The organism is Gilvimarinus xylanilyticus, from assembly GCF_024195295.1.
Taxonomy (GTDB): domain Bacteria; phylum Pseudomonadota; class Gammaproteobacteria; order Pseudomonadales; family Cellvibrionaceae; genus Gilvimarinus; species Gilvimarinus xylanilyticus.
In genome coordinates, this window is sequence record NZ_JAMFTH010000001.1 from 1,696,045 (window position 1) to 1,720,877 (window position 24,833).

Genomic DNA, 24,833 nt, shown 5'->3' on the forward strand with positions numbered 1-24,833 from the left:
CGTGGATGTTCAAATTTTAACCTTTATTATTGTGGGCCTGACCTTCGCGCTGTATATCGGCATTGCGATTTGGGCGCGCGCGGCCAGCACCCAGGATTTTTATGTCGCCGGTGGCCATGTCCCACCCCTGGCGAATGGTATGGCCACTGCCGCCGATTGGATGAGCGCCGCTTCGTTTATTTCCATGGCCGGGTTAATCTCGTTTAGCGGCTACGACGGCAGTGTATATTTGATGGGCTGGACCGGCGGCTATGTGCTGCTGGCATTGTGTCTGGCGCCCTATTTGCGCAAGTTCGGTAAGTTTACCGTGCCGGATTTTATCGGCGACCGCTACTACTCTCAAACGGCGCGAACTGTTGCCGTTATCTGTGCAATATTTGTCTCTTTCACTTATGTCGCCGGACAAATGCGCGGTGTGGGTGTGGTGTTTTCGCGCTTTCTTGAGGTGGACATTACCTGGGGCATTATTATCGGCATGGGCATTGTGTTTTTCTACGCGGTGCTGGGGGGTATGAAAGGTATTACCTATACCCAGGTGGCGCAGTATTGCGTGCTGATTTTCGCCTTTATGGTACCGGCTATTTTTCTGAGCATTATGATGACCGGCTCGCCCATTCCGCAAGTGGGTATGGGCAGCACCCTGGCCGATGGCAGCGGACAGTTTCTGCTGGATAAACTCGATGGTCTCAGTACCGAGCTGGGGTTTAACGCCTATACCGAAGGCAAAAAATCCACCATTGATATGTTCTTTATTACCGCCGCCCTGATGGTGGGCACTGCCGGTCTACCCCATGTGATTGTGCGCTTTTTCACCGTCCCCAAGGTACGCGACGCACGCAAAAGTGCCGGCTGGGCGCTTATTTTTATTGCCATTTTATACACCACGGCTCCGGCGGTAGCGGTATTTGCCCGGGTGAATATGGTGGACACCATTAACGGCCCCGAGGCTCAGGGGGTAGCGGCCGCCGAGGCGCCCGAGTGGGTATCCAACTGGGAAACCACGGGCCTGGTCAGCTGGGAGGATAAAAACAACGATGGCCGCATGTTTTACAGCGGCGACGAGCGCAATGAAATGACCATCGACCGGGATATTATGGTGCTGGCCACTCCAGAGATCGCTCAGCTACCGGGTTGGGTCATTGCGCTGATTGCGGCCGGCGGGGTGGCGGCGGCGCTCTCGACCGCCGCTGGGTTATTGCTGGTGATCTCCACGTCAATATCCCACGATTTATTAAAGCGCAACTTAATGCCCAACATCACCGAAAAACAGGAGCTGTTGTTCGCCCGCATCGCGGCGGCGGTCGCGGTCACGGTGGCCGGTTACCTGGGGATAAACCCACCCGGGTTTGTCGCCGAGGTGGTGGCCTTTGCCTTTGGTCTGGCGGCGTCCAGTTTCTTCCCCGCAATCATTATGGGCATCTTCTTTAAGTCTATGAATCGCGAGGGGGCGATTGCCGGGATGGTAACGGGCATTTTGTTTACCGCCACCTATATCGTGGTGTTTAAAGGCATTTTTATGGAGCCACTGCTACCGAACACGCCGGAATACTGGCTGTTGGGTATTTCCCCCGAAGGCATTGGCACCCTGGGTATGCTGATTAACGTCGCGGTCGCATTAACGGTGTGGAGCTTTACCAAACCCGCACCGGCAGAAGTCCAGGCGATGGTGGAATCCATCCGCTACCCCGAGCAGTTGGCGGATACCACGGAGCCACCACCGGCGGCTCACTAAAACCTCAACCACAAAAAAGCCGGGCGACAAGCCCGGCTTTTTTGTAATCGCAGTTACTCGCGATCAACGAACCGTCACCTGAAACGAATCCACCAACTGATGCAAGGTAACCGCGGTGTTCTGTAAGCGGTCCGAACTGCCGCGCAACACCCTATACACTTGTGACATGGCGCCACTGGAGTCGGCCACTTCGCGTACCCGCTCACCGCTTTGACGGCTGCTCTGTTCAATATCCTGAATAGCATCGAACATTTTCGCGACGATTTCGTGGAGCTCGGAGTTATCCGAGGAAGATGCTTCAGCCAGTTTTAAGCCTTTGTCCACCTCTTCAATACTGGTTTCCATATAGCGCGCCGCCTCTTGCGATTCGGCTTCAATAGTCTGGATTTTCGCGGTAATCTCATCGGCCACTTTAGCCGTGCGCGCCGCCAGCGAGCGCACCTCTTCGGCGACCACCGAGAACCCGCGACCATGCTCGCCGGCGCGGGCCGCTTCAATAGCGGCGTTTAGGGCAAGCAAATTGGTCTGTTCGGTAATACCGCCAATCATAGTAACCATACCGGCAATTTCGGTGGTTTGCTGGTTGAGGCTGTGAATGGTCTTCGCCGAGGTATCCACCACATCGCGAATGGACTGGGTGCCGGTTTGCACAGCGGTTAACTGATCACGGGCTTGGGCCACGACCTCATCCATGGTTTGACGCATCCGCTGGGCAGTATCACTGGCGTTAGAGATTTCGCCCATCTGGCTCTCAATCAAATGCAACATTTGCTCAATCGATTGAGACACGGTTTGCGAGGTCTCACGCGCCTGATCGTTGCGACTCATCATCTGATCGCTGTTGCTTTTAACATCCTGGGCGGCACCAATGACTTCCCCCACAATATTGTCCAAGTTGTCGATAAAGCTGTTGGTCCAGCGGCCCAAGTCACCGGTCTCATCGGCGGCTAAGCGTTTGGTATCCAGGCGCTGGCGCAGGTTGCCCCCGCCCTCGGCAATGGTGTGGATCATCTCGGTCATTTTACCAATGCGCCGCGCCAGCCTCCGGGGCCCACGCTGACGAAAGAACAAACCGGCGCCCACTAACAAACCGGCGGTCGCGAGGTTAATTCCCCACAATGGCAGCTCGGTAAAGCTGTGGAGCAAGCCATTGCCCGCAAACGCAAACAGTACCGACAAAATGTACAACCGCATCATTAGATACGTCACCGAGCGAAAGCGGTAAACCTCTTCCAAATCGCCCTCACACATCATGCCCCACTGATCGGGCGATCCCTTTAAACTGAAGGTGACACCCTTACCAATGACGGGAATGTGGCGGTAATCTGAGTAGCCGGGATAGGTAACGAATAAGTTGTTGCCATTGCGGATGGTTTCGCGCACCCCGGGGTGTAGCTGGCCGGTGGCCGGATCGGTAAAGCGAATTTCAAACTCGGTGTGATGGCGTACTTTCACCACCCCGTAATCGGTATGAATACCGGATTTTAAATTCTCGCCATGCGAGAAAGTGCTGTCCTCAAAGCGCGAGCGTGACAGGGCTGTGCCCGGGACAATGCTGGGGTCAAAGTTAGACTTGACCATAAACAAATAATTATCGCCCGACTCGGTAAAAATATGCCCCGCTTCACGCTGAATCAAATCGCTGAGCACATCGTTGGGGTAGCGCGCGCACAAGCTGCCGGGCGAGCCGTCGGGCAAGGTAACCGGCAAGTAAAACATCAGGGTTACGGCGTCATGAAATTTGGAGCTGGACGCGCCGATGGTTTCGGTTAATTTATCGACATAGGGGCCATGCAAAAAAGGTTCAGCCAAACCCGCGGACAATGCTTTGGTATCCAAGTCGCGCGTCCCTTGGTGGGACGGGTAGCTGGATTCGAGCACCGTGCCGGTGGAATCAATTAGAAATAATTCAGAGCAGTCTTTCATGCGCTGCAGCTGGCGCGGCAGTACATCGGTGGCGGTATCGTCCTGCTGCAGGCGAGCCGCGACACTCTGCAGGTGGCGCCACTGGCCTTCCACCCACTGGTGCATCAGGCGAATACGGGTGTTAGCGATACTTTCAAACGCCTGCTCCATTAGCGCATAACGGCTGCGATTTAACCAGCAGGACCACCCCATACTGAACTTGCCATCGCCGCCCCACCACTTCAGCCAACCTTTTTCGCTGGCCGATAACTGCATACTGTGACTTTTTAGATTCATCTTATCTCTGGCTCAAATAGGTTTTGGTTGGAATCAACATCTGCGCATAAACAGCTACCGAATAAATAGCAGAAAATGCGCCAAGTTTTAGCGCCTTGCTATGCGCTCCAGAAATACCTAGGAAAAACAAAAAGAACCAGATTGGTGCAGAAATGAAAAAGGCGCACCATCTTGCGAGTCAAAATGGTGCACCCTGTAAAATAAAATAGACGGGACTTGTTAGCGGCTAAACACCACGGTTTTACTGCCATTTAACAGCACCCGGTGTTCAGCGTGCCAACGCAGTGCCCGGTTTAAGACCACCGCTTCAATATCGCGGCCAATTTCAGCCATCTCGTCGGGGGAGTTAACGTGGGAAACACGCTCCACCGCCTGTTCGATAATAGGGCCTTCGTCCAAATCGGCGGTCACAAAATGCGCGGTGGCACCAATCAACTTTACCCCACGCTCATAGGCTTGGTGGTAGGGGCGCGCACCTTTAAAACCGGGGAGGAACGAGTGATGAATATTAATGGCCCGCCCTTCCAGCTCGCGGCACAGGTCATTAGAAAGGATTTGCATGTAGCGGGCCAGTACCAGACAATCCGCCCGAGTTGACGCCATCAGTTGCGAAATAGCCGCTTCCTGTTCTGGCTTGGTTTCGGGCGTGATGGGTAAATAATGAAAGGGTAAGTCGTACCATTCGGTTAAAGGGCGCATTACCTCGTGGTTGGAGACCACCCCGACAATATCCACAGGCAGTGACCCAACCTTCCAGCTGTTAAGCAAATTACTTAAACAGTGTCCCCATTGCGATACCGCGATCAGAACTTTGGGCTTGCAATCACTATCGCTCAGCTGCCAGTCCATGCCGTACTCATCGGCCACCGGGGTAAACATCTGCTCGATCTCACTTAAGGTAGCACCTTCGGGGCACTCGAACACGGTGCGCATAAAAAAGCGCTTTTTGTCCGTGTCTTCAAACTGGGAGGATTCGCGAATATTAAATCCGCGCTCGGCAAACAAAGTGGCCACCCGGGCCACCAGCCCGCGGCTGTCTTGACAACTAAAGGTTAAAATTATTTCTCGCACACTGGCCATGCCGGTCTCCGTTAATTTCTGCCGGGCAAAGCCTATAGCAAGCTCTGGCGCCTCGCAAGCGCACTACAACACCCACCACAAAATAAGCGGCAGGGTAAAAAAGGCGAGTCCAGTGGATGCCACCACCATAGCGGCCACCTCTTGCGGATCGCGCTGGTAGCGCAGCGCCAGCAAATAGGTAAAAACGGCCACCGGCATGGCCGACTGCAAGAGCACCACTCCGCGTTCGACGCCCTCAAGCCCCAGCCCCCAGGCAACGCCCCAGCCCACCAGCAGGCCGCCGCCAATGCGCAGTGAACTGTAAACGACACTGCCGCGCCAGCGCGTTACTTTTAAACGCCCCAGAGATACCCCGAGGGTAATCATCATCAAAGGAATCGCGAAACCACCCAGCAAATCGACGGTATTAATCACCCATTGGGGCAGCGCAATATCCATCAGCAATACCCACAGCCCCACCACCATGGCCCACAGCACCGGCTGGCGCAACACCTGCGAAGCAGTAGCGCGCCAACTGCCCCCGCCGGCCACCAGAGTAATGCCGAAAGTAAAGGTGCTCATCATCATGACCAAAAAGTACCCCAGCGCCAGTGCCAGGCCTTGATCACCAAAGGCAAACAGACACACGGGCAACCCCATATTGCCGTTATTGGGTAAGATAAGCGGCGGCAAATACGTGGCCAAGGGCTTACCACTGCTGCGCAAAATGAGCGCACCCATGACACCAGTTAAAAAGATGATTAGCGCCGCCGCCAGGGCCACGCGCGAAATGCTGGCAAGCTCCACCTCGGTCTGCGCCAGGGACGCCACAATCAAGCAAGGAGTGCCGATGTTCATGACCAGGCGGCCAATAAAATCCGAGGGGTAGTCGGCTCCACTTTTAGCCCACACCACACCAATCGCAGTGGCAATAAACACCGGCGCCAACACAGGCAACAAGGTAAGCAGTAACATAGGGAGTGCACTGGTTAAAATCTGAAGGTTGAGACAATGGTAGCATGCCGGGCGCAAACTCCGTCGTCAGAGCCCGAGCCTTTTGGGTCGAATTCCCCTACAATAACCTCACCCACGTAATAAACCACAGGAAGCTGCCGAATAATGAAATGCACACTGTCCTACCTTGCTGGCCTAATGACACTGGTTTTAGGGACATCTGCTCCGGCCTGGGCCCAAGACCCCACCGTGCAACTCAAACTGGGCGCATTTGCGCAAACCACCGATGCCACAGTGTCGTCGGGCAATGATACTGGCGGCACCGACCTTAGCCTACAAACGCTAGGGCACGACGACTCGCAAACCAATTTCTGGGTGAGCGGCAAATGGCAATTTGCCGAGCGCTGGCAGTTGTGGGGCAATATTTCGCAGTTCGACAGCGAGGGCAGCGTTGACGAGAACTTCTACTTTGAATTCGGTGACTTGGATATCCCCGCGGACATCGATTCGGTCGAGGGCGAGCTGAATATAGATTCTACCTTCAACGCCGATCTTTATATCGTCAACCTAGGCTACGAGCTCTACCAATCCCCGGCGCTTAAAATTGATGCAGGCCTGGGGATTCATGTGGTGGAGTTCGGCTTGAGTATGGACGTCGAACTACAGGCGAACGACCGCACCGAATCACTGGGCTCGGAATCGAGCGAAGTCACCGCCCCGCTCCCCAACATTGTGCTTTTTGGCCAATGGAACATCACCGAGCGTATCGAAGCCTCCACCACTCTCGGCTGGCTGTCGCTTAACTACGACGACTATGATGGCGAACTGACCGCGCTGGAGCTGGAAATTGATTACGCCCTCACCGATCACTTTGGTATCGGGGCGGGTTACCGCTATATCGATTACGGCGTAACCAAGCACGGCGAGCGTTTGACCAGCTCGTTCGACAGTTTATTTGAGGGCCCCACGGTCTACGCGGTGATGCGGTTTTAAGGGAGCTTCAGGCTCGGTCAGAGTCCAATTGATTCTGCCGAATAAGCAAGGTCGCTGTCATAAAAATTTATTCTAATCCGGGGGATTTCAACCCCCGGATGCTTCTCGCCAGCGCGACACGGGCGCTCGAAGTTAGTGGCCACCAACTTAACCGGATACTCACACCTTATCCACAGCTTGCCGGCAAACTTCTGCACTTGCATTCGCTCTAAAACCGCATTATCTTGTATCCCGCTTCAACAAAACACCCATATATAGGGTTTCGCACTCCAAAGCCCACACATGATAGTGGCTTGCAAAACGCGCGCAACGAAGCATTTTTTACGTATTTTCGGCTCTGATCCGGCGCACTTGGCGTCGTGTTAGCGCCCGCTGGGGGACGAGCAGCCTTTGCTCGGTCCCGCTAACCAGCCCCAGATCCGATGTACCCTTCCCCCGTCGTCGGGGTGAAGCGCTGTAACCATTGCTACTTTTACGTACAAACAAAAACAGGCCCACCCAGGCATCCCGCCTGAGGCACCGGCCATTGTGAATTTCGACAGGGAACCTTCGCGGAGAACTTAATGTATACAGAAACTGACCAGCCTCAAGTCGCCCAGCCCCAAGCCGGCTCGCCCTCTAGCAGCAAGCACGACCTTGAAGCCACCGCCCCCGGCCAATTGCGGGTTATCAAACGCAATGGCACCGTGGTTCCCTTTGATATCAGCAAAATTGCGGTGGCCATGACCAAAGCGTTTCTGGCCGTGGAAGGCGGCACTGCAGCGGCCTCCAGCCGGGTTCACGAAACCGTGGACAACCTGACCAAGCAAATTACCGCGACCTTTAAGCGCCGCATGCCCTCAGGCGGCACCGTACACATTGAAGATATTCAAGACCAGGTAGAGTTGATTCTGATGCGCTCGGGCGAACACAAAGTCGCCCGCGATTACGTACTCTACCGCGAAGAGCACGCCCGCTTGCGCGCGGCCGAGACCAGCCCCGCTGCGCAAGAAGTCGCCGCCGACCCGGAATACCCCACCGTACAAATCACCTTGGACGACGGCAGCACCGCGCCTTTGGATATGGCCCGGGTACGCACCATTGTCAGCGAGGCCTGTGAAGGACTGGAAGACGTCAATGAGCGCGCCATTCTCGACGAAGCCATGCGCAATCTCTACGACGGCGTGTCACTGCACGATGTAAACACCTCGCTGGTGATCACCGCCCGCACTCTGGTAGAGAAAGAGCCCAACTACAGCTACGCTACCGCCCGCCTGCTAATGGACAAGCTGCGCGCCGAGGCCCTGGGCTTTTTGGGCATTGCCGAGGCCGCCACTCAGGCCGAGATGCACACCTACTACGCCCGCGCCCTGCCCGCCTATGTCCGCAAAGGCGTCGAGCTGGAATTGCTGGACCCCGAACTGCTTAATTTTGATCTGGAAAAACTGGGCAATGCCCTCTTGGCCGAGCGCGATTTGCAGTTCACCTATCTGGGGCTGCAAACCCTGTACGACCGCTACTTTATTCACAGCAACGACGTGCGCATCGAACTGCCCCAGGTGTTCTTTATGCGTGTCGCCATGGGCCTGGCGGTTGAAGAAGACAACCGCGAAGAGCGTGCGATTGAGTTCTACAAGCTGCTCAGCTCGTTTGATTACATGAGCTCGACTCCAACCCTGTTTAACGCCGGCACCCTACGCCCGCAGTTGTCGTCTTGCTACCTGACCACCGTGCCCGATCACCTGCACGGCATTTATGGCGCGATGCAAGACAACGCCATGCTGAGCAAATTTGCCGGCGGCCTGGGTAACGACTGGACCCCGGTGCGTTCGCTGGGCGCCTACATTAAAGGCACCAACGGCCGCTCTCAGGGCGTTGTCCCCTTCCTAAAAGTGGCCAACGATACCGCCGTTGCGGTAAACCAGGGCGGCAAGCGCAAAGGCGCTGTCTGTGCCTACCTGGAAACCTGGCACCTGGATATTGAAGAGTTTCTGGAGCTGCGTAAAAACACCGGTGACGACCGCCGCCGCACCCACGACATGAACACCGCCAACTGGGTCCCCGACCTGTTTATGAAGCGCGTGTTTGAGGACAAAGACTGGACCCTGTTCTCGCCCAACGACGTGCCCGATTTGCACGATCTGTACGGCGCCGAGTTCGAAGCCCGCTACACCCACTACGAGCAACTGGCCGCCGAAGGCAAACTGAAACTTCACAAAACGCTTAAAGCGGTTGATCTGTGGCGCAAAATGCTGGGTATGCTGTTTGAAACCGGCCACCCCTGGATCACCTTTAAAGACGCCTGTAACCTGCGCAGCCCGCAGCAGCACGTAGGCGTGGTGCACTCGTCTAACCTGTGTACCGAAATTACCCTGAACACCAAGGCGAATGAAGAAATTGCCGTGTGTAACCTGGGCTCGGTCAACCTGGCGCAACACATCGTAGACGGCCAGCTGGATCGCGAAAAACTCGCTACCACAATCAAAACCGCTATCCGCATGCTGGATAACGTGATCGATATTAACTACTACTCGGTGGATACGGCGCGCGCCTCTAACCTGCGTCACCGTCCCATCGGTTTAGGGGTAATGGGTTTTCAGGATGCACTTTACGCCCAACACATTGCCTACGGCTCGCCCGAGGCGGTGGAGTTTGCCGACGTGTCAATGGAGGCGATCAGCTACCACGCCATCGAAGAGTCTTCTAACCTGGCCGCCGAGCGCGGCCGCTACAGCACCTTTGAAGGCTCGCTGTGGAGCAAAGGTCAGCTGCCCATCGACTCGATTGATATTCTGGCAAAAGAGCGCGGCCTGGACTACTTGCAGCAAGACCGCACTCAACGTCTGGACTGGGACACTTTGCGCGAAAAAGTTAAGTCGCAAGGTATGCGCAACTCCAACGTGATGGCCATTGCGCCTACCGCGACCATTGCCAATATTACCGGGGTTAGCCAGTCCATTGAGCCGACCTACCAGAACCTCTACGTTAAATCGAACCTGTCGGGCGAGTTCACCGTGGTGAATCCCTCACTGGTACGCGACTTAAAAGCCCACGGCCTGTGGGACAGCGTGATGGTCAACGACCTCAAATATTACGAGGGCTCGCTGCAGAAAATTGACCGCATCCCCGCGGCCATTAAGCAGCAGTACGCCACCGCCTTTGAAGTGGAGCCGCGCTGGATTGTCGAGGCCGCCAGCCGCCGTCAGAAGTGGATTGACCAGGCCCAGAGCCTGAACCTCTACATCGCCGGCGCCAATGGTAAAAAGCTGGATGTGACCTATCGCATGGCCTGGTTCCAGGGGTTAAAAACCACCTATTACCTGCGCGCCCTGGCCGCCACCACCACCGAGAAATCCACCATTGATACCGGCTCACTGAACGCGGTATCGGCGGGCGGCGGTTCGGCGCCCTCGGCGGCGGCCCCGGCAGCCAGCGCAAGTGCCGAGCCCCAGGCCGCGCCTGTGCCCCAGGCATGCTCGCTGGACGACCCCGACTGCGAAGCCTGTCAGTAATTTAGCGACCGCCCGGTGCGCCGGGCGGCACACTCACTCATTTAAAGGATACGCTTACCATGCTGAGCTGGGACGATTTTAATACCGAAGAAGCAACTTCTGCCCCTCAACCTGCACCGGCTGCGCCCCCCAAAGCGCCGCAGCCCGAGTCAGCCGCTGCCAGCGAAAGCGCCGCAGCGCCTGAAACCGATGCGGTAAAAGCCGCGCGCGAAGCACTGGAAGAACTGGACGTGGCTCCAGGTCTGGAAGAGCTGGAAATGGGCGCTCAACGCATTGAGGTAGACGACAAGCGGATGATTAACTGCCGCGCTGACCTCAACCAGCTGGTGCCGTTTAAATACGATTGGGCCTGGCAAAAATACCTGGACGGCTGTGCCAACCACTGGATGCCCCAGGAAGTGAACATGACCGCCGATATCGCCCTGTGGAAAAGCCAGGACGGTCTCACCGAAGACGAGCGCCGCATTGTTAAACGCTCACTGGGTTACTTCTCGACCGCCGATTCGCTGGTGGCAAACAACTTGGTGCTGGCCATTTACCGCCTGATCACCAACCCCGAGTGCCGTCAGTACATTCTGCGCCAGGCGTTTGAAGAGGCCATTCACACCCACGCTTACCAATACTGCATTGAGTCGCTGGGTATGGACGAGGCGGAAATTTTTAACATGTACCGCGAGCTGCCCTCGGTAGCGGCTAAAGCCGCCTGGAGCCTGAAGCACACCCAAACCCTGGGCGACCCCACTTTCACCACCGGCACTCCCGAAACCGATCAAGAGTTGCTGCGCAATCTAGTGGCCTTCTACGCCGTGACCGAAGGCATCTTCTTCTACTGTGGTTTCAGCCAAATTTTGTCCATGGGCCGTCGCAACAAAATGACCGGTGTTGCCGAGCAGTTCCAGTACATTCTGCGCGACGAGTCTATGCACCTGAACTTCGGCATTGACGTCATCAACCAGATCAAGCTGGAAAACCCACACCTGTGGACCGAAGACTTCCAAAAAGAAGTCACCCAGATGATCGTAGAAGGCGCCGAGCTGGAAATTCAGTACGCCCGCGACTCTATGCCCCGCGGCGTGCTGGGCATGAACGCCGCCAGCATGGAAGAGTATCTGCACTTTATCGCCAACCGCCGTTTGGCGCAGCTGGGCCTTAAAGAGCAATACCCGGGCGCACAGAACCCCTACCCCTGGATGAGCGAGATCATGGATTTGCGCAAAGAGAAAAACTTCTTTGAAACCCGCGTGATCGAGTATCAAACCGGTGGTGCCCTAAGCTGGGATTAAACCTCAAAGCGGCCCTGCGGGGCCGCCCACATCCTTTACACGTTATGAATAAAGTCAACAAACTACCCGACCCAGACGAACTGCTGTTCACCCTTGACCAGTTAGAACAAACCACCGAGGTAATGGCCAAGGTTGTCAACCGCTTGAAGCATCAGCTGCAGCAATTACAGGCTGCGCCCCAAGCCTCTTCACAAGCAACGCCCGGTAACCCCGACAACACAAACAGCAAGCACCAACCTAAAGCCCGGCGCACGCTGCACTAGCAGTAACTGTAAATCTGTCACATCTCATACCGTAATCCTCAAACCACTTCACCCCTTACCAATCAACAAATCCTGTCATCCCGCGCAGGCTGGATCTACAACACAACCGGAATTCTCGCCTACGCGAGAATGACAACAACCGGTTCTTTAGGATTTATCAGTAACGGCTATACTTGCCCAATCGCATCACGCACCACCCCTCAAAGCCCACTCCTCACACAACCCGTAAATCCCGACATCCACACTCCAACCTTTAACTCCCGTGATTCCACACCACCCTCTTAAATCCCGTCATTCCACACACCCTTTTAAATCCCGTCATCCCCGCGCAGGCGGGGATCTATAGCACAACCGGAATTCCCGCCTACGCGAGAATGACAATAAACCCGCATAAGTAACTGCTATACTCGCTCAATGGCATTATCACTAAGACAATAACCCTTGAGCTGGCAGCATTCCCTTAACTTTACCGCCACGTTAAGCCGACTCAGTTTCAGAGTACGGCCTTTCCTGCTATGCCTTGCCTGTATGTTAATGCTCTCGGGCTTAAGCCCTCTCGCACTGCAGCAATCCAAGCTCGAAGCGCAAATGCAAAGTCGTTACGGCGAAGACGGCCAAGCCTATCTAAACGCCTGGTTTCGCTTGCTGGACGAACAACTAGACAGTGAAATAAACGAGCAACTGGAACAAGTAAACCGCTTCTTTAATCTCGGCATCACCTTCAGCGATGACCGCTTACTCTGGAAACAAAAAGACTACTGGGCCACCCCCCTGCAAACCATGGGCACACGCGGGGGCGATTGCGAAGATTTCAGCATCGCCAAGTATTTCTCGCTGCTGGAGTTGGGAATACCCGCCGACAAGCTGCGCTTGATTTACGTGCGCGCTAAAACCCCAGGCCGGGTGCAAGCCCATATGGTATTGGGGTATTTCCCCTCACCCAACGCCGAACCCCTGCTGCTGGATAACCTTAACCCCAACATTTTACCCGCCAGCGAGCGCCCGGATTTAACCCCGGTGTTTAGCTTTAACAGCCAGGGCCTGTGGCTGGGCGGCACCAAGTCCGAGTCCGACCCCACCTCTCGCCTGTCGCGCTGGCGGGATGTGTTACAACGTATGCACGACGAAGGGTTTTAACATGAACACGCTTTGCACCACACGAGGTATTCGCTCATGTCACTAATTAAACAGCTGTGGATCGGTATCTGCCTGATTCTGATTCTGGCGTTAGGCGGCAGTTTTTTTATCAGCACCCTCACCGCTCGCGAATACTTAGAGCAGCAACTGCAGCTCAAAAATATCGATAACGCCACTTCGCTGGCGCTGTCGATTACCCAGATGGAAAAAGACCCGGTCACGCTGGAGCTACTGCTTAGCGCCCAGTTTGACAGCGGCCACTACCAGAGCATTCGCCTACTGGACCCCGAGGGCGAAGTGATTGTGGAACGTCATTACCAAACAAATGGCAATACCCAAAGCGTTCCAGTATGGTTCGAGAAACTGTTAAATATTCAGGTGCAACCGGGCATTGCGCAAATCCAGGACGGTTGGCATCAGTACGGCAGCCTTGAAGTAATCAGCCACAGCCGCTACGCCCAGCAAGAGCTATGGGACAGCAGCCTGCGTCTGTTGTTGTGGTTACTGCTGGCCGCCCTGGTGTGCGGGCTCATTGGCACCGCCGTATTAAAAGCCATTACCCGGCCCTTGGGCCATGTGGTACGTCAGGCCGAATCCATTGGCCAGCGTCACTTTATTACCTCCGCCGAACCGCGCACCCGCGAGTTTCGCAAATTAGTGCGCTCCATGAACAAGCTCTCGGCCAGCGTTAAAGCCATGCTGGAAAAAGAAACCCAAAAGCTCGATAAACTGCAGCGCGAATCGCAACAAGACCCGACCACCACCTTGGCCAATCGTAGCCACTTTTTAAATTTGTTGGATAGCGTTATCCACCGTGAAGACACCGAGCAAAACTTTAGTGTTTATCTACTGCGCCTAATGGAATTAGCCCAGCTAAATCAAACAATGGGCCGCGATCAAGTGGATGATATTCTGCGCAACATCGGCCAAACCTTGCAGCAGCAAGCAAGCGAAACCCAGGGGTTTGCCGGACGCCTTAATGGTACCGATTTTGTCCTGGTCTCCCACAGCGACCTTCCGCTACAAGAATCATCCGAACACTTGCATAGGCTAATTGATGCCTCTTTACCACCGGGCAACGCCGTCGCCCTGCCCCTGGCCGCCACCCAAATACAAACAAATGAAGATCACGGCAAGCTTTTGTCTCGCCTGGACGGTTTACTGGCCCGCGCCGAAGAGCGTGGAGACCGCGGCATTCAAATCGCCGCCCAGGTCCACAGCAAACAACGCAATTTGCAGCAATGGCGCGAGAGCATGACCCAAGCGTTAGAATCGCCTGGAGTGCAGTTAGGGCAGTTTGCGGTGCGCGACCACAATGGCGCGCTGGTGCACTGGGAACAACCGGTGAGATTGCTGCTAGAAAGTGAATGGCAAAGCGCAGGCTTTTTTGTAGGTTGGGCCAAGCGTCTGGGGCTGCTGGCGCAGATTGACTGGCTGGTGGTAAACCAGGCCATAAAACAGATTCAACAAACCGGCGAGCCCTGCGCCATCAACGTCTCGGAAAGCGCCTTGTGCGATGTGGACTTTCGGGTCAAAGTGCGCGAACTGCTGCGACAAAGTACAGTATTGTGCGAAAATCTCTGGCTGGAATTTCCCGAAAGCTGCGCCATTCGGCAGCTATCACAATTAAAAAGCTTTAGCGCCGAACTCAGACTATTGGGCTGCAAAGTCGGCCTGGAACACGTGGGCCTGGAATTCACCCGCATACGCGAATTGGAAGGCATAGGCGTGGATTACTTAAAAGTCGACAGCGCGATTATCCGCGATTGCGACAGCAACACGGCTAACCACCCGTTTATCCAAAGCCTGTGTGGTATTGGCCACTCACTGGGCGCTGTTATGATCGCCGAAGGGGTGCAAACCACCGCCGAACAGCAAACCCTGGCAGCGCTTAATATAGACGCCTGCACCGGCCCGGCTATCCAATAAAAAACCGTCCTCTGATAGATCAGAGACCGGGCAGTAAACCAATAGAACGCGGGTAGACCACTTTTAACGTCGCCACGACCACCCAGTCTGTTTTCACCAGACTGGGTGGCGGCAGCTAAATCCCTAAGGACTCGTCGTCCTCCATAAACGTCAAGCTCTGCTGCAAACGCTCACGTATCTGTTCGCGCTGTAGCAACTTCTCTTGAGCGGCTTCCGGCAAATCGGTAAACCGAATCACCGATCTATCCACCAGCAAATTCACCACATCCTCCATCACCCTGGCCATTTGCAAGTCGCTGTCTAACAGCGCCTGATAGGCCTCAGGCTGAAGGGTGCGCATAAAACTCACCAGCTCCGGCGCATCATTCGCCACCTGCTCCGAAAAGCCTTCCGTGGCTTCGCGGCTGATGGCGTAAATAGCGCCTGTGGTGTCGCGTTTGATGTACATGTTGGCTTGCCTTATTAATCAACGTGTAAGTTATTGGGCATAAGAGCCGCAATAATATCACTATCATTACCCGTCAGGTCTACGCCCGTAAGAGTGATAACTTGATCGGTTTTATCACTGTAATCCGTACCGTCAAACTGCCCGGTACTGCTGATATACACGGTAGTATCGGTACCATCAGAATCAAAGTGCAAGTAAGCTGTCAGATCTTTGCCCGCTTCGTCTTGGAGTAGGTTAGAAAGCTCGAGTACATCTCCCTCTCCGGTATTAAAGTCAAGCACCACATCCTCAGCGGGACTGCCAACTGAGCCCTGATCACCGTCTGTGTCAGCGAATGACCAAGCAAAGGTATCTGCGCCCAGGCCACCAGTCAATGAATCGTCTCCGGCGCCACCGGTTATCTCATCATCTCCCGCGCCCCCGATCAGTTCATCATCAACATTACCACCCAGCAGTTCACTACCGTTATACCCCGAGGGTAGCGAGCCATCTTCATCGTATACCAGCACATCAATCACCATCTGGCTGCTGGCAGTTTCGCCACTGTCTTGATACAGCGCGTCTGCAGAAACAAGCAGAGAAATGCTACCAGTGAAACCAGTTGCTGGTGTCAATGAGAGGTTGTCCAGGTCCCAGTCACTTATATCAACATCGGCACTGCCCGCCGAACTATTGACACCATCCGACAACACTGCACCTACAGGAATGCCTGATACCGATAGGGTGAGATTAGAATTGTTTGAATCGGCTAAATCAGCCTGAATTTCAGACAACCGAATGCTGGTATTTTCCTCACCTTCATTAACACCGTAAGAGCGATAATAATTGAACCCGTTTCCACCGGACTCCTGAAGGCTCGAAATATTCGCCCCCTGTGCAACTATATCGCCCACACTTTCAAACAAGCCATAATTGTCGCTACTTAGCGTTTGCTGGATTCCATCGGCAATTAGATCAACAAAAAAACCTCCGTCATAAGCGTCATTATGCTGATACATATCAAACTGATAAAAACCACTTTCCGCTACACTAAACCCGTCACCCTCTCTCCAGGGGGCATTTTTTCGGTCATCAGGGCTGCTATTTTCGAGCCCACTATAATCCACACCTATTGCGTCGCCCCAGAACTTACCCTGATCACCTTGAGGACCATCACCGGAACCACCGCCATTATCCCAATAACCGTAGGTAACAGAAGCCATTTCTTGCCCACCGAGCATTACCAGAATACTGTCATCCCCCTGCCCGATAAACGCATAATCGACGTCCTCTTCTAAAAAGATAAAACCAGTAACAAGGTTAGCTTCACCTGCGTTTACAGAGCTAAAAAAGCCATTAGCATTGGGGTCAGCACTTTGTACGATGGAAATAGTATTTCCATCGGGACGACTCATACCGTCTATATCATCTTTTAAATCACTCGGGTTCATTCCGGCACCAGTGCCGTCCCCACGTTGACCAAAGTTATTCCAAGTATATCGAGTTAACCCCTCAGAGCTTAGCGCGGGCTCAGCCAATTCAATTGAGGGGGCAACTGGCTTGTCGTAGATAGTGCCAGTGGCTTCCACGTCATCCACTCTTAATTCGAAGGTTTCCGTGTTCTCCACCACCCCGTCATCCGTGGTGGGCACCGTTACCGTAAAGCTGGACACCCCGAACGGTACAGTTATCTCGCCAGTGTTACTGTCATAGATGACACCATTGCTGAAATTTGCATCGCTAAGGTTAGCAATATAATCGCCATTTACTGTCGTAATATTTTCAAAAGCCAGACTAAAGGTTGTACTACTAGAATAACTAACATCCGACAGGTTAACGGTAAATACTGCGTCCTCACCCTCAATTACTGCGGCGTCGCTAATGCTTTCAATAGAAGGAGTGACGTCACCTGACTCTCTAATAGCCTCCGCATCAAACAGAACATTGGCGGTAACCGAATTCTCCGTCTGATCACCGTCGCCATCGACCCCAGCAATATCAATCACAAGCTCTTGGTCATAGCGGGCGGTTTGACCACTGGCTGAAACTGGAGACAACCTGTAACTTCCGGCATCCGAACTGAACGCAAGGAAAGAAAACTGTCCGCCAACACTCGCACTAGTCAGCGTGAACTCAGGTGAACCATTCTTGGGAACATTTATTGTGTCGGTTGCAATAATAGTAGTGCCATCAAGATCATACGCCGTCCAACGTAAGGTGGCCCCACTTCCCCCGCCCATCGCACCAGCTTCAAATGTAAACCCACTCATTAGAGTTGTCTGAGAAACAGCGCGATCTATAAATTTCATCACCAGAGTTTCGCCTACGTCGATACTCTGTCCTCCGACACCTATTGTATTTGTGCTGGTATTAACAGTGCTCGCGGTATTTCCATTGGTGGCGGTCATGTCTACGGTAATACTTCCGTTAGTTCCACCAAGCAAGAAAGATCCACTATTCCCCCCCGTTAGCCCACTGGCAATTTCCTCTCCTGAAGCGACCCGATCCAATGCAGCGTGTAGATCGACGGTATAGGTTCCATCAGAAGGATTACCCGAAATTGTGAAAACTTCATCACCAGAGGAGTTAACCGCAACCAGAGGATCGCCTGGATTATCTTTAACCGCAAAGGTCAACCTCTCACCACCCGAAGTCAAGTAGACAGTACTACTACCATTAACCTCTACAGGGTTACCATTTTCTAAACGGGTAACCAAGATATATCCGTCATCATCAGTAGACACCTCTGCGCCACTGATAATCATACTGGCGCCATTGACATCCGCCCCAGATTCGAAATCTGTGGTTCCCCCCACAGAAGTACCCGCAACGTAACCCAGAGATACGTCGTTCGCTGTAGTGAATTCAGGGCTATCATCTTCAATTTCGATACTTAAAGTCTCCGTATGAGACAAAGCGCCATTAGTCGCCGTCACACCGACAGGGAGAGTTAACACATCCTCATTATCGTTTACTGGATGATCAATTTGGCCAGATAAAGTAACCTCGTACTCTCCATTATCATCGACGGTTATGGTTATAATTGTCTCACCATCAGCTTTACCGACAAGCGTTTTAGTACCGTCACCCTCCCATTCAATATCGACGCCTGCTGACGTGAAGGTAGTCTCTGGCTCGTTGAGAGTCACCACCACACCACCACCATCCGGATCGACGATACTAACCGTGCCACTAGACGTTGCGCTGTTAGTCGTATCCGAATCACCAACAGTATCCTCAAGCGCTTCCGGCTCTAAACCTTCTTCCGATACGCGGGTGGATGTGGGGGTTACGGTTGGGGTGTCTTCCGAACCGTTGATCGTGATCACCACATCCTCGGTGCTCTCGTCGCCATCGGCGTCGGTCACCGTGTAGCTGAACGTGTCGGTCAACTTATCGTCATCGTCCAGCGCCTGGACGTCACCGTTAGTGTTATCCAGCACGTAGGTGTATGCACCGTTCTCATCGATGCTGAACGTGCCGTACTGGCCCTCTGTATCGGTTTGCACGGTGACGCCGTCCACGATCGAGTCCGCACCCGCCGTAATGGACACGGTGCCTGTTACGCTGGCGGTGTCTTCGTCGATCGCATCCGTCGTCTCGTTCGCAACCGGCACCGTATCGGTGATTTGCACATCGAGGCTGTCGCTGGCGCTAACCCCGGCCAGGTCGGTCACCTCAAGAGTGAAGCTGTCGACGATGTTGTTGTTCGCCGTGTTGTGGCTTTGCGCACCCGCGGTTTCTTGGTAGCTGTAGCTGATCTCGCCGGCGTTGTACCCAGTGACCGTTAAGGTCCCGTAGTCGCCCCCGGGGATCTCAACCGGGTTGGTGCCGCTGGCGCCGGTGATGTCGATGCCGCCCAAGGTCACGGTGTCGATGCCCGCTTCGGCACTCACGCTGGCCGTACCGGTGACGGTATTGCCGCTGGCTTCGGCCACGCTGTTGTCGGCCGCGGTGGCGCTGTCGTCAGCGTCGTCGATGGTCACGGTTGGAGCGCCATCGGTGGCGCCGTTGATCGTGATCACCACATCCTCGGTGCTCTCGTCGCCATCGGCGTCGGTCACCGTGTAGCTGAACGTGTCGGTCAACTTATCGTCATCGTCCAGCGCCTGGACGTCACCGTTAGTGTTATCCAGCACGTAGGTGTATGCACCGTTCTCATCGATGCTGAACGTGCCGTACTGGCCCTCTGTATCGGTTTGCACGGTGACGCCGTCCACGATCGAGTCCGCACCCGCCGTAATGGACACGGTGCCTGTTACGCTGGCGGTGTCTTCGTCGATCGCATCCGTCGTCTCGTTCGCCAACGGCACCGTATCGCCAATCAATATATCCAACACATCGCTGGTGTTGGCATCGGCGTTATCGGTGACGCTGATGGTGAACTGATCGATAACACTTCCGTCGCCGTTGGTATGGTCTTCGGCGTTGCCATTTTCTGTGTAGGTGTAGGTGATTTCACCGGTGTTGGCATCGTAACCTGTAATAGAAAGAGTGCCGTAAGCCCCGTCAACCTCTACCGGGTCACTTGAGCTGGCACCGGTTATATCAACGTTGCCCACTGTGACGGCTTTGATACCCGCTGTCGCTGCGACATTTGCACTGCCAGAGACGCTATCTCCGGAGGCCTCAAGTACCGTTTGCTCACCCGCTTCAGCTCCATTTTCATCATTAATGGAAATACCGGGACCATCTAGGTTTACATTGTAAGCCTCTTGAGCGGTGGCCGAACCTTTGGCACCTTCGGGGCCAAAGCCGTAGACGATGCCGTCAATGGTGTTGTCGTCATCCAGACTTAGCTCGCTGCCGGGAACATCAATGGCGTAGGCACCGTTACCGTCAGTAGTGGTTTGGTAGGTTTCGCCGTTGATGGTTAGGATGACAATGGCAAAATTAATATTAGCTGGCGCCGATACATTACCGGTAACAGTAACGGTTTGGCCTGCTTCGGCGGCGTCTATTAAGTTGTCGCCAGTAATCGGGTCAATATCTAAACCGATTTGAGTGTTATCGTCACCATCGTTATCAAAAATACGCAGAGTACTCTGGGCATCAGCCAGCTCGGCATTAACGGGATTGCTGAGGTTAATTAGCGCCAGTTCGGGGTCGGGATTATTTTCAACGATTTCGTCATCGATAATATCAATAACAATGGTCGCGGTGGTTTCATTCGGCTGGAAAGTAACGGTGCCGCTGCTCGCGACATAGTCTTGCCCTGCGATGGCGGCGAGGTCGGCGGTACTGTATTCAACCGATACGGTTTCATTGCTCGGGCGATCCAGGCTAAGGGTGAAAACTGCTTGACCCTGATTTTCAACCACTACCACATAATCGATAGAGATTTGTGGCAATTCACCTTCGGCATCGTTATCGAAAATGGCGAACTGCAGGTGTTCGTCGTAGACATTATCGCCCGAGACATAGGCATCGAAGTATTCGGTGGGCTCGATTTTAGCGTCATCAAAAATTGGGACGCGGATATCCACCGAGTCACTGCCTGCGGCTAAGGTAAAACTAAAAATGGGGCGTGGCAGTGATTGACTGTAATCAATGGAGTGCTGCTCCATGGCCTGCCAAGTTTGTCCGCCATCGTTAGAATATTCGATGGGGACTAAGTAATCGTCGGCGTATTCGGCGATATTGATGTTCAACTGTTCACTCAGCAGTTCACTGGTAAAGTTGATCAGCAGGGTCTGATCGGTATCGAAGGTTAGTTCACTGTTCAGAGTGAACTCGTTAAAACCATCGCCTTCGTTCACATCATCAATAACAGCGGACAAGTGCGAGCGATACTGGTCTTGTGTGCTAGAGCTTACTTCACGGAAAGCGGTCCAGTCTTCCACGCGGTAGTCAATGGCCAAGCCTTCAAGGTCGTACTGATCGACACCATCGTTCAGTTCAATCGTGTAGTTACCATCGCCCCTGTCTACCAGGGTACCAATACCTTCGTAACCGGCACTGAGGGAAACGTTTTTAACCAGCAGGTTTTCGGTAATGACCTGACGGCCCACCGCGCCTTCCAGTAAGTCAGCTGTGGTAAAAGTAATTTCGCCGTTTAATTCGTTGTAGTTGTACTGCACCTGTCCGCCGGGCACGTCCAGTACATCGGGGGTGCGTGCGTCGGTGTTTACGGGGCCGCGGTCGCCCGCCAACTGATTAATAGTGTCGGCCACGTGCTCCATGGCAATGGTTTCAAACACATTGTTGTTGGAGGGGTCGCGCTCGGTGTCGCGGGTAAATTCCACACCGGCATGGGCTAAGGCCTGAGAGATCATTTCTTTACCGGCGGTGGCAATGTTTAGAGGCGCACCGGTGGTCGGGTCGATGTAACCACTAAACAAGTCGTGCAGGCTGGCATCAAGATTAATGTTACTGCCGTAGCTGGCGTCTGTATTGGTCAAGCCATTGGTGTTAAGCACGCCGTTGTCGGGCGTCGTATCGGTCAGATCGTTATCCAGCGCCTGCAGGAAGATCGCCATGTTTTCGACATAATTGGTATTGCTGTCAGACAACTCGACACCGGCAATATCTTGCAGGAACAGAACATTGCCCTGAATGGCACTGGCGGGAAATTCGGCGACCGTAACATCGCCCAGAGTAAATGTAATGGTGTCGCTGGCGCGGACAAAGAATGAACCTGCGGAACCGGCGTCACCTGTAGTGCCCGTTAAGCCCGACGAAGTTTCATAGCTTAGACCATTAACAAAGTTATCGGTAAACTGAATAATTTGTACTGGGTCAATGTCGTAAGCTTCTTCATCATTGGCGCTGGCGCTGTTACCCGCCGCGTCCACGGTGATCACCGAGCCGCTGATGATGCTGTCGCTATCGTCAATAAAGTCTTGCGCGCTGACTTCAATATCAAAGCGTCCGCCCGATACCAAGCCCGTGTACTCGTTGCCTGCGAGGGTAATGGTGACGGTATCACCATCTTGTACATCGCCGCCTACCGAACCGCCGACCTGGGTGGTTTCTCCCAGAGCGGCAGCTTTGGCTACTGCATCGGCGTCAGTCACAGGGTCTATATCCAGCTGCGCTTCGGGCAGCGTAGTATCGACTTCGTAAACCTCAACGTCGGTTGCCGCAAACGGATTACCATTGTCGTCGCTGCCGGTTACTTCGCCCGACACCTGAGAGTCAGCCGCCAAGTCACTGCCGGTAACCTCAATGGCGAAGGTATTATCATCCGCCACAACTCCTGTGTAGACAGTACCATTAACGGTTAGAGTCACCGTATCACCGACACCTGCATCGCCAGCCACAGAACCGGTAATGGTTTGGGTGTTGGCCGCTTCTTCGGCGTTGAGGATATTGTCACCCGTTACCGGATCGATACTAATACTGGCACTGACCTCGGTGTCTACGCTATAGCTGCCGCTATCAGTCGCTGAGTAGGTGCTGCCAAACTCATCCTGGCCACTCACAGTCGCCGAAATGCTGCTGTTGGCGGCCAGCAGACTGCCAGCCACGCTAATGGCGAAGGTGGTGCCACCAGAGCCTACGGTGCCGGTCACACTGGTGCCGCCAATGGTTAACGTAACTGTATCGCCCGAGCGCACATCGCCGCCCACGACACCCGTAACCAGAACAGTGCCTGATGCCTCTTCAGCGTTTACGATATTGTCGCCGGCAATGGCGTTGAGCGCGATACTGGCTTCGGGCTGTGGTGACGGAGGTGGTGGGTTAGCACCGCCACCGGGCACATCATCAAAGCGGATAACGGCGCTATCGGTCAACTCGCCGTCGGTAACCGTGTAGGTCACCTCGGGCACTTCACCGCTGTAGCCAGTAGCGGGAGTAAAGCTGAAATCACCGTTTTCCAAAAGAGTAAATTCGCCCACGCCGGACATAACGACTGTGTCGCCAGCGCTGTACGATGATTCATCCCCTTCGATCACAAAGCCGGTAACAGCGAGGGGGGCCGAGTCGATATCAAAGTCGTTATCTAAGGCATTGCCAGTGGTAGTCGTGCCAGCCGCCGTTTCCAGCGGGCCATCATCCCGCGCTTCAGGGGCGTCATTTACCGGTGTGACGATCACGTTAATGATTGAGGTACTGGTTGCACCACTGGCATCAGTAACCGTAACGGTGAAACTGTCGTTGCCGTTGAAGTTTTCTACCGGGGTGTAGGTGTATCCGCCGGTTTCAGGGTCCAGGGTGACCGAGCCATTTTCCGGCTCGCCAGTCAGGGCATAGGTAATGACGTCGCCCTCAGGCAAATCGACATCATCCGCCTCTATCTGACCACTGATCGGGGTATCCTCAGGTGTGGTAATGTTGTCGTCTTGACTTTGCGGGGTGTCGTTTACCGGAGTCACCTCAACCGTCATGGTTTCAGTAGTGGTAAATTCACCGTCACTGACCTCAACCACAAAGCTGTCTTCGCCGTTAAAGTTCTCCGCTGGGGTATAAACGAAACTACCGGTTTGTGGGTCCAGCTCAATTTGGCCATTAGCGGGCTGGCCCACCAAGGTATAAGTGAGGCTGTCGTTTTCGGGATCAGAGGCCTCTACCAAGCCTTGGAGAGGAGTGTCTTCGCGGGTGGAATAACTCTGCGCTGGCAGCGCGGGCGCCTCATTGGTAGGAAAATCACCATCGCGCTGGCCAGCAGCTTGAGCGGGACCCGAGGGTGCATAGCTGAGATTCGGATCGGACACAGTTTCGTTGATACGGGCCAGACGCACAAAGCTGCTACCACCCTCACTGCCCTGACCACCAGCCGCGGGGGCTTCATCCAGAGTCTCTAAAAGATCGCCCTCGCCCGCCAACAAAGCCTGCTCGTTAGCTTGCAAGGAGGCAAATAAATCGTCAATACGCGCATCTTGCAAGAGGGCGTCGTTATCGGCCAAAGTCGCGTAAATGGTGGAAAAATCGCTGCCTTTTAACAGGTCTTCGTTCGCTTCAAGGGTGGCATAAAGTTGAGCAAATTGAGCGTCTTGCAAGAGATCTTCATTGACCTCAAGGGCACTGATAATCACATCAAAAGGGGTAGCGCCCAGCAGGGCGTCGTTAGCCTGCAAAGAGCTGTATATTTCATCAAACTGCAGCTGCTGCAACTGCTGGTCGTTTTCTTCTAAACTGGCCAGAATCGCTTCAAAAGGCTGGTCCATCACACTGGCTTCAGCCTCGCTGGTAGCGCTTTCAGGCCATAGATCGGGGCTCATGGCGACATCGTGAGCACCGGCCAAAGCAACGGGGCTAGCATCGCCAAAGTCGAGTTCTATGCGGGTTTCCGCTTCTGTCACCAGCTGTTCATCGGCGGCGATAACGTCGCCTACTGACACCTCTCTAAGGTTACCATCAGCGTCTTTTGCCCAGGCACGACCTTGTAAAAATATGACTGTTGCAGCTTGAGTACTCATG

The 24,833-nt window shown here is 54.2% G+C and carries 12 protein-coding genes; 7 read left to right on the forward strand and 5 right to left on the reverse strand.

All coding sequences use genetic code 11. From position 1 onward, the window contains the following. Position 1: 1 nt before the first annotated feature. Complete coding sequence (locus M6D89_RS07410) at positions 2-1,732, forward strand: sodium:solute symporter family protein (RefSeq protein ID WP_253967380.1); 1,731 nt, start codon at positions 2-4, stop codon at positions 1,730-1,732. A gap of 63 nt (positions 1,733-1,795) precedes the next feature. On the opposite strand, the gene M6D89_RS07415 is transcribed toward M6D89_RS07410, so the two are convergent. The 3 genes from M6D89_RS07415 to M6D89_RS07425 form a co-directional block, all read right to left on the reverse strand. After that, complete coding sequence (locus M6D89_RS07415; RefSeq protein ID WP_253967381.1) at positions 1,796-3,934, reverse strand: methyl-accepting chemotaxis protein; 2,139 nt, start codon at positions 3,932-3,934, stop codon at positions 1,796-1,798. A gap of 219 nt (positions 3,935-4,153) precedes the next feature. Next, positions 4,154-5,014 carry a formyltetrahydrofolate deformylase gene (gene purU, locus M6D89_RS07420; protein ID WP_253967382.1) on the reverse strand — a complete coding sequence of 287 codons (861 nt, stop codon included), beginning with the start codon at positions 5,012-5,014 and terminating at the stop codon, positions 4,154-4,156. Between the two features lie 63 nt (positions 5,015-5,077). Continuing rightward, positions 5,078-5,968 (reverse strand): AEC family transporter, encoded by an 891-nt coding sequence (locus M6D89_RS07425; protein WP_253967383.1) that lies wholly within the window; start codon positions 5,966-5,968, stop codon positions 5,078-5,080. A 144-nt stretch (positions 5,969-6,112) separates the two neighbouring features. Here M6D89_RS07425 and M6D89_RS07430 point away from each other — a divergent pair, with 144 nt between their 5' ends. The 6 genes from M6D89_RS07430 (at position 6,113) to M6D89_RS07455 (ending at position 15,043) form a co-directional block, all read left to right on the forward strand. Then, positions 6,113-6,940 (forward strand): outer membrane beta-barrel protein, encoded by an 828-nt coding sequence (locus M6D89_RS07430; protein WP_253967384.1) that lies wholly within the window; start codon positions 6,113-6,115, stop codon positions 6,938-6,940. A 563-nt stretch (positions 6,941-7,503) separates the two neighbouring features. Continuing rightward, positions 7,504-10,431: a ribonucleoside-diphosphate reductase subunit alpha gene (locus M6D89_RS07435; RefSeq protein ID WP_253967385.1), complete on the forward strand. Its 2,928-nt coding sequence runs from the start codon at positions 7,504-7,506 to the stop codon at positions 10,429-10,431. A 59-nt stretch (positions 10,432-10,490) separates the two neighbouring features. After that, a complete protein-coding gene (locus tag M6D89_RS07440; RefSeq protein WP_253967386.1) occupies positions 10,491-11,714 on the forward strand; it encodes a ribonucleotide-diphosphate reductase subunit beta in 1,224 nt (407 codons plus the stop codon). Between the two features lie 44 nt (positions 11,715-11,758). Further along, positions 11,759-11,977, forward strand: a complete 219-nt coding sequence (locus tag M6D89_RS07445; protein ID WP_253967387.1) for a hypothetical protein — start codon at positions 11,759-11,761, stop codon at positions 11,975-11,977. A gap of 528 nt (positions 11,978-12,505) precedes the next feature. After that, complete coding sequence (locus tag M6D89_RS07450) at positions 12,506-13,114, forward strand: transglutaminase-like cysteine peptidase (protein WP_253967388.1); 609 nt, start codon at positions 12,506-12,508, stop codon at positions 13,112-13,114. A 36-nt stretch (positions 13,115-13,150) separates the two neighbouring features. Further along, complete coding sequence (locus M6D89_RS07455; RefSeq protein ID WP_253967389.1) at positions 13,151-15,043, forward strand: bifunctional diguanylate cyclase/phosphodiesterase; 1,893 nt, start codon at positions 13,151-13,153, stop codon at positions 15,041-15,043. A gap of 115 nt (positions 15,044-15,158) precedes the next feature. Here M6D89_RS07455 and M6D89_RS07460 read toward each other — a convergent pair whose 3' ends face one another. Then, complete coding sequence (locus M6D89_RS07460) at positions 15,159-15,491, reverse strand: hypothetical protein (protein ID WP_253967390.1); 333 nt, start codon at positions 15,489-15,491, stop codon at positions 15,159-15,161. Positions 15,492-15,505: 14 nt separating this feature from the next. Next, positions 15,506-24,832: an Ig-like domain-containing protein gene (locus M6D89_RS07465; RefSeq protein WP_253967391.1), complete on the reverse strand. Its 9,327-nt coding sequence runs from the start codon at positions 24,830-24,832 to the stop codon at positions 15,506-15,508. Position 24,833: the final 1 nt, after the last annotated feature.